We start from the raw sequence: 16,690 nt of genomic DNA on the forward strand, positions 1-16,690 counted from the left end.
CTGTGGCCTGGATGGGATCAAGCCCGCGAATGCGCTGCCTTGGCCTTCGCACCATGCCGGCTACGCGCCAACGGAATTTGAATTATTCAGACCGGACTTGGTAAGTTACGGTAGCCAATTTCTGTGCAAGGAATTGGCACTTGAGGACTGGTACCGCCATGGGGTTTTCTTTGGCGCGCGCTTCCAATTCAGGGATCATGAAACCAACCAACTGTTGGCGGACGACTTCACACAATGGCTGGGCAAGCTGGCGATGGCCGGGGCCACGCGTCTGTCGCTGCAACCCGCGGCAGGCCTTGGACTCAAGGTTGCTCAACCAGCCATATATGTGATCGTGGTCCATTATCCCGATGGCTACCAGGCTTGGACTACACGTGAAGAGCAGCCCGTGTGGCTGGATTTCCTGCTTCCAAGTGCGGCGGCTTACGCCGGCGATCTTGATTGTTACCGGGGCATGGAAAAGCGGCCGGGGAAGCTTGATGTGCCGTTCACCGATTGGCAGGAGCTGGCTGGTGCAATTGCTGCCGATCTTGAGATCCAGGTTCCATCATCCGACGTGCCGGCGCGCCCTTTCTCTGTCCGCCTGCCGGACTGCGAGTCTCCGAAGGAGCTGCCGCTATTCGTCGCTCCGGAGGCATCATTGTCGCACCGGGTGCTGGCAACGCTGTACCGGGAGCAGGCCAAGTTCGACAACGACACACACACTAAGAACGAGAACAGCCCCTATCATTATGCGGATGCCTCCGGTGCGGCAGCCATTGACCATTGGGGCGAACGTCTGAGAAGCTGGATTGGCGAGGTGCACTTGCGCTGCGCGAACGATGCGGGCGCTACCGAACAAGAAAAGCAACTGTTACGCCGACTGCAGGAACCGCCGCCGACGCTTCCGCCCGAGCCAGAACTGGTTGTGGCCATGCCGGCCGCCGAAGTGGAGGCACCTGCAGGGGGCAAGTGGACCAGCCGCATCGCTCTTGCCGTTGCCATTGCGGCACTTAGCCTGTTGATCCTCGCTTGCGCGAACCTCATCGCCCGCTTCCCGTGGCTATCCGTGCTGGTGGCCCTGCCCTGGCTGCTCTATATGCAACAAAAGAAGAAGTAGAGCAATATTTGTAATTGACAAGAAATACACGGCACTTCATGATTTGATATTTATTTCCCTTAGGAAAAATATCATGTTCATCGTCTGGGGCCGCAAGATTACGCGCCGCACACTGGGCTATGTGGCGGACTTTTGCGGTGTTTGCCGCGTGCCTCGGGCATTTCGCATGACCCGTCTCGGTTCGGTCGGCCACGTCTATTACATCAGCTTTGGCGAAGGCAATCTGGTCGGCCACGAGCGTGCTTGCACCAGTTGCGGTGCCTTCAGCGAAGCCGACGTGAACGCCTACGCCGGCATTTCGAAAAGCTCGGGTTCGCTGGAAAGCCTGAAACGCGAGACTTTCCCCGGCCTGGATGCGGCCCTCGAGCAGCGCCTGGCCCTCGAAGTGCGGGTCCAGACCGCGCCGCACCTGCTGTCGGCGGAAGAACGGATGGGCTTGATTTTCTCTCCGTTCAACCTGCTGTCGCCCAAAGTGGAAAGGCACTTCGCAACGATGCGTATGGATGGCGGTGTTGCGCTGGCAATTGCCGGCGGCATCGGCCTGTGCTTCCTCGTTCCCGCCATTGGTGGAGCCATCTCGCCGGAATACGGCCCGCCGGGCTTCCTGCTTGGCCTGGTGGCGGGCTTTGGCCTGCTTATCTGGCAGCTGCTCGCCGCCGGGGGACGCTTCATGCGCAAGGAAATCGTGCCGCTGCTCGCCCAATCGCTGTCGCCAGTGAAGCCGAACGAAGCCGAGATTGAACGCGCCCTGGGTGAGTTCAAACGGGCCGGCCACAAGATCGGCAAGAAGCTGAAGGCGGCGCAGGTAATCGAGGCCATTCGCTCGCCGCGATAGAAGTTCAAGTATCATCGGCCTGTTGCCAAGACTATATTAAACGCCATGCTACAGACCCCTGCCGGTTTCCTGCCCCTGATCCAATCCGCCCCCGCTGCCGATATCCAGACGCTGGTCTTCCACAAAGACCGGCTGCTGCTGCGGGAGGACGGCCTGGCCCTGCCGCCGCATGCGGAACTGGTCGCAGTCGGGCTGGAGTTGTCCGGGGCCATGCCGCTGGGTACCTGGGAAGGGCGATACTGGCAGGTGGCCCAGGCGCCGCACGACACGCCGCCGCTGCCGGGCCACGCCTACCTCAGCTTGCGCGCCTTGTTCGGCGCAGTGGACGATGGCTTGCTCGGCGTAGCGGGGCGCGGCTTCCAGATCGCCGAATGGGCGCGTACCCACCGCTTTTGCGGCGCCTGCGGCTCGCCGATGCTGCTGGCGCCCGGCGAACGCGCCATGCGCTGCACGTCCTGCAGCCACCTCGCCTATCCTCGCATTTCTCCGGCCATGATGGTGCTGATCAAAAAGGGCAGGCAACGCCTGCTGGCCGCGCATGCCAATTCGCCCTACAAGCGCTACACCGCGCTGGCGGGCTTCCTGGAAGCCGGCGAGTCGGTGGAAGAGGCTGTGCATCGCGAAGTGTTCGAAGAAGTCGGCCTGCGCGTGCATAACCTGAAATACTTCGGCAGCCAGTCCTGGCCTTTCCCGCATTCCCTGATGATCGCTTTCACCGCCGAATACCTGGATGGCGAAATCGTTACCGACCCCAACGAAATCAGCGACGCGCGCTGGTTCGGCCCGGAAGACGAGTGGCCAGCACTGACGCATACGGTTTCCATCGCCAGCGAGCTGCTGGCAGCGAACCGCCCCTGAACGCTGTATACTGGTGGATTAGATTCCACATTTCACGGTCCTTGCAATCATGACTAAAGAAGTATTCACCGAAGACGATTGGCGCCGCCTGCTGGAGCACCTGGGCGAAGACCCGAATCGTCCAGGCCTGATCGAAACCCCGCACCGCGTCCACAAGGCGTGGAAGCACTGGGTGTCTGGCTATGGCCAGGATCCGGCCGAGGTGCTGAAGGCATTCGAAGATGGCGCCGAACAGTACAACGAACTGATCGTCGTGAAGAACATCCCGGTGTACAGCCATTGCGAGCACCACCTGGCGCCGTTCTTCGGCAAGGCTACCGTGGGTTATGTCCCAAATGGCAAGATTGTCGGTTTGTCCAAGCTGACCCGCCTGGTGGACGTGTTCTCCAAGCGTCTGCAGGTGCAGGAGCGCATGACCATGCAAATCGCCGAAGCGCTGATGACCGTGCTGGAGCCGAAGGCCGTAGGTGTGGTGGTCAAGTGCCGCCACCTGTGCATGGAATCGCGCGGCATCCGCACCGCAGGCGAAGAGACGGTGACATCCGCCATGCTGGGCGAACTGCAGCCTAACCTGGCAATGCGCACCGAATTCCTGGCATTGGCTCGCGAGTCCTGATCCATGGCTGACGCTATCGAATGGTTCGAAGGCGGTTTCGACGCCGCACTGGAAGCAGCCCGCGCTGCCGGCCGTCCGCTGTTCCTGTACTGGGGCGCCGTATGGTGCCCGCCGTGCAACCGGGTCAAGTTCGAGATCTTTGGCCGTGAAGAATTCCCGGCCAAGCTGCAAAGCATGGTGGCGATGCAGCTCGATGGCGACAGCCCAAACGCGCAAGCGATGGCGGCGCGCCTGAAGCTGCGCAGCTATCCGACCATGGTGATGTACCGTCCGGATGGCAGCGAAATCACACGCCTGCCGTGCGAGCTCGATGGCGAACTGTTTGGCGAAGCCCTGATGGCGGCGCGTTTTGCCGGCCACACGGCGGGCGAATCGATGGCTGCGGCGCTGGATGGCACGCGTGCCTTGTCGCCGTCCGAATGGACGCTGCTGTCGAATTATTCCTGGGATACCGATGAAGGCGTGCTGCTGCACGGCCGCGACCTGGGTGTGACATTGACCACCCTGTCGCAACTGGCCGCCGCAGCGGTGACCGGCGAAGCGCCGGCTGCGGCGCGCCAGGTGGAAGATGCCGCCACGCGCCTGCGCCTGCATGCGATGGTGGCGCAGGCTGGCCGCGTGGTCGATGCTTCGTCGCCTGAATTCCTGTTGAAGGTGCTGGGCGATGCGCATGTAGCGCGCGCAAATATGGACATCTTCGGCAACACCGGCCACCAGTTGGTGCGCGCAGCGCCGGCACGTCACGCTGAACTGGCCACTGCCATGGCGCAGGCGGCGCAGGTGTGGGCGGAGGATATGTGGTTGTCGGCACCGGACCGCTTGACTGCGGTGCGCCTGCAAGTGCGCATGTCGCGCATGGGTTATGTGGCGGAAGGCTTGCCGCAGCTTGTGCAGACGCGTGTCCAGCAGGCGCTGGCGCTGGTGGATGACAAGTATGGCCGGCATACGCTGATCAACACGGCTGCCAGTGCGCTGAACGATGCTGGGCTGCATGCGGAGGCGGAGGCCTTGCTGCAGTCGGTGCTGACGGAGTCGCATGCGCCGTACTATTTCAAATTGAGCCTGGCGTCCGCGGCCAAGCGCCGCGCGGATTTGCCGGGGATGCTGGATTGGTATGAGAAGGCCTGGCGGTCCGCGGTTGGCCCGGCGACCCGTATCCAGTGGGGCGTGACTTACCTGTCGGCGCTGATCGATACCACGCCGGGGGATGGGGCGCGGATCGAGGCTGCGGCGGCGGGGCTGGCGCAGGATTTTGCCAATGCGCCGGATGGGTTCAAGCAGCGCAATTTGACGCAGGCGCAGAAGCTGTTGGCCAAGTTGCCGGCGGGCTTGCCGTTGGGGGATGCGCTGCGGGCGGGCATCTAAAACCGGTAAACCAGTGTCAGACCCGCAGGGTCTGACACTGATACGCGGCCGTCGCAGGTCTGGTGTCTGACCCTGTGGGTCAGACACCGGTTTACCGGTTTTCTTTGCCCAGCCTCAAAACCTCCCCCAGCCAATCCACAAACACGCGAACCCGCGGCGAAAGATGCCGGTTGTGCGAGTAGATAATCGACACCGGCATCGGCGCCGGCCGCCACTCCGGCAGCACCTCCACCAATTCCCCCCGCTCCAGCAAGGCCTCAATCCCCGGCAACGGAATCTGCGCCAAGCCAATCCCCGCCAGGCAGGCCCCCAAGTAAGCCTCCGAGCTCCCCACCGACACCCGGCTGCGCACCGACAGCGTCCGCACCTCCCCGTCCACCACATACTCCCAGGGCAAATCGCGCCCCGTCTGGCTCGAGAAATAGTTGACCGCCCAATGCTCCCGCAAATCCTCCAGCGTCTGCGGCGTGCCATGCGCCGCCAGGTAGGACGGCGAGGCCACATTCACCTGCGTCATCGCACCCAGCGGCTTTGCCACCAGGGTCGAATCCCGCAGCACCCCCGCGCGCACCGCGCAATCGATTCCTTCCCCCACCAGGTCCGCCATGCGGTCATTGGCGCCGACGCGGATCTTGATTTCCGGGTAGCGCGTGAAAAAGTCCGGCAGCGCAGGAATCACGCTCAAGCGCGCAATACGCTCCGGCAGGTCGACCCGGATCGTGCCTGAAGGCTTGCGTCCATCGGTCAGGAACAGGGCATTGATGTCTTCCAACTCATTGAGCAGCGTGCGGCAGCGCTCCACGTAAAGCTGTCCTTCAACGGTCAGGCTGACCTTGCGCGTGGTGCGCTGGAGCAGCCGCACGCCGAGCTGCTGCTCGATGGCCTGCACGGCATTGGTGACGGTGGGGCGGGGCAGGTCGAGTTGTTCGGCGGCCTGGGTGAAGCTCTTGCTGTCGGCCACCGCCAGGAAGACCTGCATGGCCTTGAACTGGTCCATTGTTATCTGTTATCGAATAAAGATGTAGTGAATGCCGCATTTATTATTGCATTCGATAATAGCACAATGGTCTCCATCGAAACCCCACCTGGAGACTTCACATGGAAACCCGCAAACTTGGCAGCACCGGCCCACAAACCTCCCAGCTCGGCCTGGGCCTGATGGGCATGTCCGACCTGTACGGCCCGGCCGACCGCGCCGAAAGCCTGGCCACCATCCACTCCGCGCTGGACGCAGGCGTGACCCTGCTCGACACCGGCGACTTTTACGGCATGGGCCATAACGAGATGCTGCTGGGCGAGGCGCTGCAGGGCCGCAACCGCGAGCGGGTACAGGTCAGCGTGAAGTTCGGCGCCCTGCGCGATCCGGACGGCGGCTTTATCGGCTACGATTCGCGCCCGCAAGCCGTGGCCAACTTCCTGGCCTACTCCCTGCGCCGCCTGGGCACCGACTACATCGACATTTACCGCCCATCGCGCCTTGATCCCGCCACGCCCATCGAGGACACCATCGGCGCCATCGCCGAACAGGTGCGCAAGGGCCATGTGCGCCACGTCGGCCTGTCCGAAGTGAATGCCGACACCCTGCGCCGGGCGCATGCCGTGCACCCGATCACCGATGTGCAGATCGAGTACTCGATGATCTCGCGCGGCATTGAAAACGGCTTGCTGCAAACGGCGCGCGAACTGGGCGTCGGCATCACCGCATATGGCGTGCTGTCGCGTGGCTTGATCAGCGGCCACTGGACCGCCCAGCGCGAAGGCGAGCAGGATTACCGTGGCCTGCACAGCCCGCGCTTCCAGGGCGAAAACCTGAAGCACAACCTGGAACTGGTGGAGCGCATGCGCGCGGTGGCGCAAGTCAAGGGCATCAGCGTGGCGCAACTGGCAATTGCCTGGGTGATGGCGCAGGGCTCCGACATCGTGCCCCTGGTCGGCGCCCGCACCCGCAGCCGCCTGCAGGAAGCGTTGGGCGCGCTCGACGCGGTGCTGCTGCAAGCCGATCTGGAAGCGCTGGAACTGATCGTGCCGCAAGGCGCCGCTGCCGGCGGCCGCTACAACGACTACCAGCTATCGCATCTCGACAGTGAAAAGGCAGCTTAAGCGAAAACTTCGCCAAGAAAGTCGATGAAGGCCTGCACCTTGGCGGCACGCTGGTGCCGCTGCTGGTACAGGGCGGTCAGCGTCGGTCCCGCAACCAGGTAGTCAGCCAGAAGCGGGACCAGCGTGCCGTTGCGCAATTCATCTTCCACCGACAGCGACAGGAACTGGCCGATGCCCGCACCGGCCTTGCAGGCCTCGACCAGCGAATCAACGTGGTCAAAAGAAACGCGCGACGGCGGCGTGAACACCGCGCCATCCGCAAATTGCCACCCGCGCAGGCGGCCGGCACGAGGCAGGATGAAATGCAGGCAATCGAAGCCCGCCAGTTCTTCGGGAACAGTGGGCGTACCATGCTTCGCCACGAAGGCGGGCGATGCGCAGCAAACAAAGCGCGTCTGCAGAAGTGGCCGGGCCACCAGACGTGGATCGCCAACATCACCCAGCCGCAGCAGCACGTCGTAGCCTTCGTCCACCATATCCACCATGCGGTCGCTGGCGCTGGCCTGCACGGTGATGCCGGGATAGCGCGCCAGGAATTGGGGCAGGGCCGGCGCGACATGCAGCCGCGACACCAGGCCGGGCATATTCACGCGCAAGGTGCCGCGCGGCTCCTGCGTTGACTGTTGCAGGTTCGCTTGCAGTTCCTGCATGCCGGCAAGCAGGCGCTGGGCTTGCTCATAGCACTCGCGTCCTTCGCCGGTCAGCGACATGCTGCGCGTGGTGCGGTTCATCAGCTTGACGTGGAAATGCGCTTCCAGCCCGTTGACCTGCGCCGTGACGGAGGATGTCGAGATCCCGAGCTTTTCCGCTGCGCGCGAAAAGCCGCCCGTTTCCACGACGGCGCAAAACACGCGCAGGGCATCAAGTTTGTCCATGCCGCCATTATCCACAATTCGTGGATTCTGTTTGCAGCCCGGCCCTGTTTTTCCCGGCGCACCCGCTGCATACACTGGCTGTCATTGAAACGCACAGGAGTCCTTGACATGAAAGCCATGATCCTCGAAACCGCCGGCCAGCCACTGGTCCTCGCCGATATCCCCCAGCCGGTTCCAGCCACGGGGCAGGTGCTGGTGCGCATCCACGCCAGCGGCGTCAACCCGCTCGACATCAAGATCGCCGCAGGCAAGGCCGCTCATGCGCGCATGCCGCTGCCGGCAGTCCTGGGGATCGACATGGCGGGCGTGGTGGAAGCGGTCGGGCCAGGTGTTGCCGGGTTTGCAGCAGGCGATGCGGTCTTCGGCATGACGGGCGGCGTAGGCGGCGTGCAGGGCTCGCTGGCGGAATACGCAGCGGTCGACGCCGGCCTGCTGGCGCATGCACCGCGCAGCATCAGCTTGCGTGAGGCGGCGGCCCTTCCCTTGGTCTTCATCACCGCCTGGGAAGGGCTGGTCGACCGCGCCCGCGTGAAAGCGGGCGACTCAGTCCTGGTGCAGGGCGGCGCTGGCGGCGTAGGCCGCATGGCCGTGCAATTGGCGCTGGCGCACGGTGCGGCCGTATCGGCTACCGGCAGGGCTGCCCAGCGCGAACTGATCGAAGGCATGGGCGCCCGCTTCATCGAGCAGCTGGAGGGAGAAGAATTCGACATCGTCTACGACACCATCGGCGGCGAAGTGCTGGACGCGTCGTTCCGTGTGGTGCGCCCATATGGCGGGCATGTGGTGAGCAGTCTTGGCTGGGGGACGCATGCCCTGGCGCCGTTGTCGTTCCGTGCGGCGACTTACTCCGGCGTATTTACCCTGCTTCCGCTCTTGTCCGGCAAAGGACGCGCCGCGCATGGCGCCATCCTGCGGGAAGCTGCGCGGCTGGTCGATGCGGGCAAGCTCGCCGTGCAACTGAACCCGGGCCGTTTCTCCCTGTCCGAAGCCAACCAGGCGCATGCCGCGCCGGGAGGAGGCAAGGTGGTGGTGGACATCGCCTGAAGCGGACTATTGCGGCGCAGGTGCTGTACCAGGCGCGGGAGCCGCCGGGGTAGCCTCCGCATCGAAGCGCATCTTCGACTTCTTGCTCTCCGCCGTGTAAGTCCCGAGCCTGGTCCCGGAGGCGGTGGTGTTGCCGCCTTCGGAGACCAGGGTGCAGCCCTGGGTCTCCACCTGCCAGACGTATTTGCCGGCGCGCAGGCTCCAGACGTTATCGCCGCTGGCGAACAGTTCGAATTCCAATCCTTCCAGAGGCATCTCGCCCAAAGGAATGGCGCGCTGGCAATCCGGCAGGCGCGCAGCCATCAGCGTGTACTGCGCATCTTCCTTCCAGAAAAACTCCTGCTGCCGGCGCACGGTCAGCGTGTGTTCGCGCGTGCCATCCGCATAGAAGGTTGCGGAATCATTAACGCAGCCAGCCAGCAAAAACAGCGGCACCACAGTCAGGATCTTGCGCATTGGGCGATAGGCAGTGATTGGTTTGAAAGCAATTATAGCCCCCGCGCACGATTGCCGCGCAAGCTCCGCCGTAGGGGTACACTGGGATATTCCCGATGACTGTCCGACCATTTCAATGCAAAGAAGTTCGACCATCGATGACCAAGGGTTTCGCCGCATCCTGAACCGCAACGTGAAGGTCCCCCTGCTTGGCGGGATTGTTGCTGCCGGCATTTTCGTCGTGCTGTTCGCCTACCTGATGAGTACCTGGAGCGCGGTGGAATCCACCGAGCGCGCGATCGGCAACGCGCAGGAATTGCGCAAGCTGGCGGTCGATATGGAAAGCGGCATGCGCGGCTTCCTGCTGACGGGCGATGAAGCCTACCTCACTCCCTACATCGCCGCGCGGCCGCGTTTTGACGCATCCGCCGAATCGCTGCGCGAACTGGTGGAGGACGACACCACCCAGGTCGAGCGCCTGCGCCAGATCCGCGCCCAGCACCAGGCGTGGCTCAAGGCTGCGGACGAGATGGTCGCGGCGCGCCGCCAGCAGGGCGATTACCTCGGCATGATGCGCGCTGGCGCTGGCAGGGCGGCGCTGGACGACTTGCGCGAGCAATTCCGCACGTTCATTGCGCATGAAGAGCGCCAGCGCGCCAATCGCGGCGAAGCGGTACGCGTGGTGGGATTCTGGACGGTGGCGATCTTCCTCGCCGTCAGCCTTGCGGTAAGCAGCCTGCTGGCCTGGCTGGGGCGGCGCGACTTGCTGCGGCTGTCGGCGGTGTATCGCGACGCGCTGCAGGAGCAGCACACGCATGCCTACCAGTTACAGCACCAGGCCTGGCTGCGCGAGGGCCAGAGCCAGTTGGCCGAGCAGGGCATCGGGCAGATGGCCTTGCCGATGTTGTGTTCGACGCTGCTGGCGTTCATGGCGCGCTACCTGGACGTGGCAGTGGCTTCGTTCTACGTGGTGATGCCGGATGGCTCGCTGCAGCGCACGGCTGCTTATGGCTTCAGCCAGGAAGATGAAGCCAAGGGCCGGCAGTTGATGCCGGGCGAAGGGCTGGTTGGCCAGGCCGCGCGCACGCGGCGTGCGGTCCATATGACACAGCTGCCGGCAGGCTATATTAAAGTGTCTTCATCGCTGGGCGACGGCATGCCGCAGCAAATCGTGTTGATGCCGGTGCATAGCGATGGCCGGGTGAATGGCGTGGTGGAATTGGGCTTTCTGCGCGAGGCCGGGCGGCGCGAGCTGGATTTCCTTGAGCTGGTGGCGGGCAACGTCGGCATGGCGATCGAGGCGACGGTGGCGCGCCAGCGTCTGGCCGAGGTGCTGGCGGAAACGCAGTCGCTGAACGAGGAGCTGCAGGTGCAGCAGGAAGAGCTGCGCACCGCCAACGAGGAGCTGGAAGAGCAGTCGCGTGTGCTGGAGCGTTCGCAAGCCAGCCTGGAAACGCAGAAAGTGGAGCTGGAACAGAGCAACGCAAAGCTGGCGACACAGGCCGAAATGCTGGACCAGCGCAATGCCGCCCTCGCTGCGGCGCGAGTCGACGTTGAGGCACGGGCGCGCGACCTGGAGCGCGCCAGCGAGTACAAGTCGCAATTCCTGGCAAATATGTCGCACGAGCTGCGCACCCCGTTGAACAGCTCCCTGATCCTGGCCAAGCTGCTGGCCGATAACGCGCAGGGTAACCTCAATGAAGAGCAGGTACGGTTTGCGCAAACCATCTACAACGCCGGCAACGATTTGCTGGCGCTGATCAACGATATCCTCGATATCTCCAAGGTGGAGGCGGGCAAGCTGGAGCTGGCGCCGGAAGATGTGGCCCTGCAGGCGATGATCGACAACCTGGCAGCGGCCTTCTCGCCGCTGGCGCAGGAAAAGCAGCTTGAGTTCGTGATCGACCTACTGCCCGGCTTGCCGGAGAAGGTGTATACAGATCGCCAGCGGCTGGAGCAGATCCTGAAGAACCTGTTATCGAACGCGGTCAAGTTCACCGATCGCGGCAAGGTGATCTTGCGCGTGTCACCTGGCGAGTCGGGCTTGCTGCGCTTTGCGGTGATCGACACCGGCGTTGGCGTTCGCGCAGAGCAGCAGGGTGCGATTTTTGATGCCTTCCAGCAGGGCGATGGCACGCCGAGCCGGCGCTTTGGCGGCACCGGCCTGGGATTGTCGATTTCGCGCGACCTGGCACGCTTGCTGGGCGGTGAGGTCGAGGTGTCCAGCATTGAAGGACAGGGCAGCACGTTCACCCTGTTGTTGCCGACGCAGTGGGCAGCCGCAGCTCCGCAAGACGAGGCTTCAACCATTGCGCCAGCCTCCACCCCGCCCGAGGTTCAGCAGGCATCGCCCACCGGCGGCGTGGCGCCTGTCACGGCCCCGGCAGCCACCGAAGGCGCGAGCGCCATGCAACGTCCCTTCGACGACGACCGCGGCGCCACCCCGCCGCCAGACCGCAAAGTCCTCATCATCGAAGATGACCCCGCCTTCGCCCGCATCCTGTACGACCTGGCACATGAAGCCAACTACCGCGCCCTGGTCGCCTTCACCGCCGAAGAGGGCCTGCAGCTGGCCGAAGAACACCAGCCGCAAGCCGTGATGCTCGACATCCGCCTGCCCGACCGCTCCGGCCTGTCGGTGCTGCAGATGTTGAAGGACAACCCGCAAACCCGTCACATCCCCGTGCACGTGATCAGCGCCACCGAAAGCGGCGAAGCGGCCCTGCACCTGGGTGCCATCGGCTACGTTCGCAAGCCGGCCGGGCGCGAGCAACTGCTGGCTGTCTTCGACCGCCTGGAGCGCCGCTTCACGCAAAAGATCAAGCACATCCTGCTGGTGGAAGACGACGAACGCCAGCGCGAAAGCATGGTCAAGCTGATCGAGGACGGAGACATTGCCATTACGCCGGTGGCCAGCGGCGCAGAAGCGCTGCAACAGCTCCGCTCCACCATCTTCGACTGCATGGTAATGGACCTGAAGCTGCCTGACATGCAGGGCAGTGAACTGCTGCAACAGATGTCGCAGCAGGAGATCGCCAGCTTCCCGCCGGTGATTGTCTATACTGGACGTAGCATGACGCGCGCGGAAGAAGCCGAGCTGTCGAAGTACTCGCGCTCCATCATCATCAAAGGCGCCCGTTCGCCGGAGCGCTTGCTGGATGAGGTGACGCTGTTCCTGCACAAGGTCGAGTCCCAGCTCTCCAGCGAACGCCAGAGCATGCTGAAGGCAGTACGCAGCCGCGACCGCGTGTTCGAAGGCCGCCGCATCCTGCTGGTGGACGACGACGTGCGCAACATTTTCGCCCTGACCAGCGCGATTGAGCAAAAGGGAGCCCTGGTGGAAATCGCCCGCAATGGCCACGAAGCCCTCGACAAGCTCGATGCCGTGCCCGACATCGACCTGGTGCTGATGGACATCATGATGCCCGGCATGGATGGGCTGGAAGCCACGCGCCGCCTGCGCGCCGACCCGCGTTTCACCCGCCTGCCCGTCATCGCGATCACCGCCAAGGCCATGAAGGACGACCAGGAGCAATGCCTGGCCGCCGGCGCCAACGACTACCTGGCTAAACCGATCGACTTGTCCCGCCTGTACTCGCTGCTGAGGGTGTGGATGCCGGCCATGGATACAGTGTGATGAGCGACGGCGCGCAAATCAGCAGTATCGAAATCGAACTGCGCATGCTGATGGAAGCGATCTTCCTGCGCTACAGCTACGACTTCCGCGACTACACCGGCGCGTCGCAGAAACGCCGCGTGCTGCACGCCATGAACGAGATGGGCTGCACCACCGTCTCGCAACTGCAATCGCGCGTGCTGCATGAACCAAACGCCTTCAGTCAGCTGCTGCAATACCTGACCATCCCCGTCACGGAAATGTTCCGCGACCCGACTTACTACGTCGGCTTGCGCGAGCACGTCATGCCGGTGCTGGGCACCTATCCTTCGCTGAAGATCTGGGTGGCAGGTTGCAGTACCGGCGAGGAAGTGTATTCGCTCGCCATCCTGCTGAAGGAAGAAGGCCTGCTGGAGCGCAGCATCATCTACGCCACCGACATCAATCCGCAATCGCTGGAAAAAGCCAAGAAGGGCGTTTTCCCGCTGGAGAGCATGCGTAACTACACGGCCAACTACCAGGCGGCCGGCGGCAAGCACGCCTTCTCCGACTACTACACGGCTGCCTACAACGCCGCCCTGTTCGACCGCTCGCTGTGCGAGAACGTCACGTTCGCCGACCATAGCCTGGCCACCGATTCGGTGTTCGCCGAAACCCAATTCATCAGCTGTCGCAACGTGATGATCTACTTCAACAAGAGGCTGCAGGAGCGGGCACTGGGGCTGTTCCACGAGTCCTTATGCCACCGCGGCTTCCTGGGCCTGGGGAGCAAGGAGAGCATCGATTTCTCGTCCTACGGCCCGAAATTCGAAGTGCTCGCCAAGCGCGATCGCCTGTTCAGGAAAAAATAATGCAAACCGACCCGTCGTTGGAAATGGCTGTGCAAGGCCGCACCACGGAGGCGGTCGTTATCGGTGCATCGGCCGGCGGTGTGAATGCGTTGTTGCAGGTGCTGCCGGCACTGCCACGCGGTTACCGCTTACCGATAGTGGTGGTTCTGCATGTAAGAAGTGGTAGGCACAACCAGCTGGTGGACGTGTTCCAGCAAAGGGTGCAAGTGCCGGTGCGTGAAGCGGGCGACAAGGATGACATCATTCCGGGTACCCTGTATTTTGCGCCAGCCGGTTACCACTTGTTGCTGGAAAGTGAACACAGCTTTTCACTGAGCTGCGACGCACCGGTGCACTTTGCCCGTCCCGCAATCGACATTACCATGGAAACAGCGGCGGATGTTTTTGGAGCCAACATGGCCGGCATCCTGCTCACTGGCGCCAATAACGACGGCGCAGAAGGCATGGCCGCCATCGGCAGGGGGGGCGGACTGACGGTGGTGCAGGACCCGCAGGAAGCCAATGTCGGCGTGATGCCGCTGGAAGCGATCCGGGTGCGCCCGCCCGACCTGATACTGCCGCTGGAGAAAATCAAGCAGCTTTTGCTGATGCTGGAGATGCACTGATGGAACCGACCAATGTCCTGCTGGTAGACGACCTGCCGGAAAACCTGCGCGCGCTGACCGCGCTGGTGCGCGCCGACGATCGCGTGATCTACCAGGCCCGCACCGGCGAAGAAGCGCTGGCCTTGTTGCTGGAGCATGAATTCGCCCTCGCCATCGTGGATGTGCAAATGCCCGGCATGGATGGTTTTGAACTGGCGGAGCTGATGCGCGGCACCGGCAAGACCCGCCACATACCGATCGTGTTCGTGAGCGCCGCCGGCAAGGAACTGAATTACGCCTTCAAAGGCTATGAAGCAGGTGCGGTGGACTTTCTCTACAAGCCGCTGGATTCGGATGCGGTGAAAAGCAAGGTCAATGTCTTCGTCGACCTGTTCCGCCAAAAGCAGGAAGTGCGGCAGATCGTGGAGCAGCGCGAAGAAACGGTGCGCGAGCTGAACGCCGTGCAGCAGGAACTGGAGCGCGCGCTGGAAATGCGCGACCAGTTCATGTCCATGGTGGCGCACGAACTGCGCACGCCGCTGAACACCCTCTACCTCGAAGCGCAGATGCGCAAGCTGCAGCTCGAGCGCGGCAACATGGACCATTTCGCGCCGGAGCAACTGGAACGCATGGTGGCGCGCGACATGCGCCAGATTCATGCCATGGTACGCCTGATCGACGACATGCTCGACGTATCGCGCATCCGTGTCGGCAAGCTTTCTATCCGCCCCGCACGGGTAGACCTGGAGGCGCTGTTGCAGCGCATCGTCGGCGACCTGTCGCACCACGCCGCCGACATGCAAAGCGAACTGCGGCTGTCGATCGTGCAGCCGGTAGCCGGGTGCTGGGATGAATTCCGCGTAGAGCAGGTGATCGTCAACCTGATCAACAATGCCTTGCGCTACGGCGGCGGCAAGCCGGTCGACGTGCGCCTGCATGTCGACAGCCAGAATGCCCGCATCGAAGTCATCGACCAGGGCGTCGGCATCCCTGAAGAAGTGCAGCCGAAAATCTTCGAACCCTTCGAGCGCGGGAAAATGGAAGGCATGCCTGCAGGCCTCGGCCTGGGCCTCTACATCTCGCGCCAGCTCGCCGAAGCCCACGGCGGCATGCTTTCGGTCCGCAGCAAGCCCAATGAAGGCGCCACCTTCATCTTCACGTTGCCGCGCGCCGACGAAATGTCCACGCCGGGAGCGGCCAACTTGACGGACATTTTGCCTTTGCCAGCGAGTTGTGCCTAGAATGTCCCTATGAACCGGGACTTGCTCAGCGAACGCAGGGAATGGCTTCTGCGGCGCAATTGCTCATTGTCGCCCCAGCAGATGGGGATGGCTTATGCCTTGATGTGCCTGTTCTCGTTTGCGGTGGCAACAGGCTTTGTGATGATCGGCATGTGGCAGGTGCTGTTCTTCACCGTGCTGGAAATGACGGCCGTGGCAGCGGCCTTCCTCCACTTCGCCCGCCATGCCACGGACTATGAACACATCGTGCTCGCCAACGGCAAGCTGCTGGTGGAGCAGGTCTCCGCCGGCAAGATGATCGTGACGCAGCTCGAACTGTACTTTCTGCGGCTGCAGATTCCTGCCCGCTACGGCGAGCTGATTCACCTTGAATCGAAAGGCGTGGCAATCGATATCGGCTACTTCGCCACCGACCCGCGCCGCCGCGCGCTGGCCCAGGAGCTGCGCGCGGAAGTGCAGGGCGGACTTTTCAGCAATTAGAAGCGATAGCCCACGCCAACGCCCAGCAGCACAGGATCAACCTTGACCTTGCTGACCTTGGTGCCGGCGATCATCACGTCGCTGCGGATCTGCACTTTCTTGATGTCCAGGTTGAGCGACCAGTTCTTGTCCAGCTTGTAGTCCACGCCAGCCTGCAGCGCCAGGCCGAAGCTGTCATGTTCCAGGCTGCCCTGGCCGTCCAGGATCTTGTTGTTGGAGAAGGTGGTCCAGTTCACGCCCACGCCAACGTAAGGGCTGAATTGCGCGGATGGCGTGAAGTGGTATTGCGCCAGCAGGGTCGGCGGCAGGTGCTTGAAGGTGCCCACGGATTCGCCGGCGACGTAGACGTCATGCTTCTGCGGGTAGGTCAGCACCAGCTCGGCCGAAATATTCGGGGTGAAGAAGTAGGAAATATCCACTTCCGGAATGGTCTTGCTGCTGACGGTGATGAGGTCGGACGGGCCCACGCCGGCAATCGGATCGGACTTGTCCGCAGGGTTGATGTGCACGGCGCGTGCGCGCACTTGCCAAGGCGTTTCCTGTGCCATTGCACCAAAAGCCACGCCACCCAGGACAACTGCCAAAATCGCTTTCTTCATTTCACTACCTCTTTCGTTTGGTCATTGAGATTTGCTGACTAAAAGTTTATTGATGCGACGCAGCAAAATCTTTGACCTAAGTCAAAATTGCC

The 16,690-nt window shown here is 62.8% G+C and carries 16 protein-coding genes; 12 read left to right on the plus strand and 4 right to left on the minus strand.

Annotated features, from left to right (window positions below):
- The 5 genes from ASD58_RS31675 to ASD58_RS17280 form a co-directional block, all read left to right on the plus strand.
- Positions 1 to 1,099: hypothetical protein (locus ASD58_RS31675; protein WP_082565488.1), on the plus strand; the 1,099-nt coding region annotated here is incomplete at its 5' end.
- 73 nt (positions 1,100 to 1,172) lie between these two features.
- Positions 1,173 to 1,934, plus strand: a complete 762-nt coding sequence (locus ASD58_RS17265) for a hypothetical protein (protein ID WP_057262431.1) — start codon at positions 1,173 to 1,175, stop codon at positions 1,932 to 1,934.
- 45 nt (positions 1,935 to 1,979) lie between these two features.
- On the plus strand, positions 1,980 to 2,792 hold the full coding sequence (nudC, locus tag ASD58_RS17270; RefSeq protein ID WP_057262433.1) for an NAD(+) diphosphatase: 813 nt from the start codon (positions 1,980 to 1,982) through the stop codon (positions 2,790 to 2,792).
- 49 nt (positions 2,793 to 2,841) lie between these two features.
- Entirely contained in the window at positions 2,842 to 3,408 is a 567-nt protein-coding gene (gene folE / locus ASD58_RS17275; protein ID WP_028102807.1) for a GTP cyclohydrolase I FolE, read from the plus strand.
- Positions 3,409 to 3,411: 3 nt separating this feature from the next.
- Positions 3,412 to 4,773 (plus strand): thioredoxin family protein, encoded by a 1,362-nt coding sequence (locus tag ASD58_RS17280; RefSeq protein WP_057262435.1) that lies wholly within the window; start codon positions 3,412 to 3,414, stop codon positions 4,771 to 4,773.
- Between the two features lie 91 nt (positions 4,774 to 4,864).
- Here the strand turns inward: ASD58_RS17280 and ASD58_RS17285 are convergent, their stop codons facing one another.
- Positions 4,865 to 5,770: a LysR family transcriptional regulator gene (locus ASD58_RS17285; RefSeq protein ID WP_057262437.1), complete on the minus strand. Its 906-nt coding sequence runs from the start codon at positions 5,768 to 5,770 to the stop codon at positions 4,865 to 4,867.
- A 101-nt stretch (positions 5,771 to 5,871) separates the two neighbouring features.
- Between ASD58_RS17285 and ASD58_RS17290 the strand changes: the two genes are divergently transcribed.
- Entirely contained in the window at positions 5,872 to 6,873 is a 1,002-nt protein-coding gene (locus ASD58_RS17290; protein ID WP_057262439.1) for an aldo/keto reductase, read from the plus strand.
- Here ASD58_RS17290 and ASD58_RS17295 read toward each other — a convergent pair.
- On the minus strand, positions 6,870 to 7,748 hold the full coding sequence (locus ASD58_RS17295; RefSeq protein ID WP_057262441.1) for a LysR family transcriptional regulator: 879 nt from the start codon (positions 7,746 to 7,748) through the stop codon (positions 6,870 to 6,872). The genes ASD58_RS17290 and ASD58_RS17295 overlap by 4 nt on opposite strands.
- Before the next feature lie 108 nt (positions 7,749 to 7,856).
- Here ASD58_RS17295 and ASD58_RS17300 point away from each other — a divergent pair, with 108 nt between their 5' ends.
- On the plus strand, positions 7,857 to 8,792 hold the full coding sequence (locus ASD58_RS17300) for a zinc-dependent alcohol dehydrogenase family protein (RefSeq protein WP_057262443.1): 936 nt from the start codon (positions 7,857 to 7,859) through the stop codon (positions 8,790 to 8,792).
- A 6-nt stretch (positions 8,793 to 8,798) separates the two neighbouring features.
- Here ASD58_RS17300 and ASD58_RS17305 read toward each other — a convergent pair whose 3' ends face one another.
- Positions 8,799 to 9,248 (minus strand): hypothetical protein, encoded by a 450-nt coding sequence (locus ASD58_RS17305; RefSeq protein ID WP_057262444.1) that lies wholly within the window; start codon positions 9,246 to 9,248, stop codon positions 8,799 to 8,801.
- 115 nt (positions 9,249 to 9,363) lie between these two features.
- Here ASD58_RS17305 and ASD58_RS17310 point away from each other — a divergent pair, with 115 nt between their 5' ends.
- The 5 genes from ASD58_RS17310 to ASD58_RS17330 are packed head-to-tail and all read left to right on the plus strand — an operon-like array spanning position 9,364 to position 15,999.
- Positions 9,364 to 12,864, plus strand: coding sequence for a response regulator (locus tag ASD58_RS17310; RefSeq protein ID WP_057262446.1), 3,501 nt, complete (start codon positions 9,364 to 9,366; stop codon positions 12,862 to 12,864).
- Positions 12,864 to 13,694 carry a protein-glutamate O-methyltransferase CheR gene (locus ASD58_RS17315; RefSeq protein WP_057262448.1) on the plus strand — a complete coding sequence of 277 codons (831 nt, stop codon included), beginning with the start codon at positions 12,864 to 12,866 and terminating at the stop codon, positions 13,692 to 13,694. Before ASD58_RS17310 ends, ASD58_RS17315 begins: the two co-directional genes overlap by 1 nt.
- Positions 13,694 to 14,299: a chemotaxis protein CheB gene (locus tag ASD58_RS17320; protein ID WP_057262449.1), complete on the plus strand. Its 606-nt coding sequence runs from the start codon at positions 13,694 to 13,696 to the stop codon at positions 14,297 to 14,299. Before ASD58_RS17315 ends, ASD58_RS17320 begins: the two co-directional genes overlap by 1 nt.
- Positions 14,299 to 15,519 (plus strand): hybrid sensor histidine kinase/response regulator, encoded by a 1,221-nt coding sequence (locus tag ASD58_RS17325; protein ID WP_057262451.1) that lies wholly within the window; start codon positions 14,299 to 14,301, stop codon positions 15,517 to 15,519. The genes ASD58_RS17320 and ASD58_RS17325 overlap by 1 nt, the downstream gene beginning before the upstream one ends.
- 9 nt (positions 15,520 to 15,528) lie before the next feature.
- Complete coding sequence (locus ASD58_RS17330; protein WP_082565489.1) at positions 15,529 to 15,999, plus strand: DUF2244 domain-containing protein; 471 nt, start codon at positions 15,529 to 15,531, stop codon at positions 15,997 to 15,999.
- Here the strand turns inward: ASD58_RS17330 and ASD58_RS17335 are convergent.
- Positions 15,996 to 16,598 (minus strand): OmpW family protein, encoded by a 603-nt coding sequence (locus ASD58_RS17335; RefSeq protein WP_057262455.1) that lies wholly within the window; start codon positions 16,596 to 16,598, stop codon positions 15,996 to 15,998. The genes ASD58_RS17330 and ASD58_RS17335 overlap by 4 nt on opposite strands.
- Between the last annotated feature and the right edge of the window lie 92 nt (positions 16,599 to 16,690).

The sequence above is a fragment of the Duganella sp. Root1480D1 genome (genome assembly GCF_001427305.1).
In the GTDB taxonomy this organism is placed as follows: Bacteria; Pseudomonadota; Gammaproteobacteria; order Burkholderiales; family Burkholderiaceae_D; genus Rugamonas.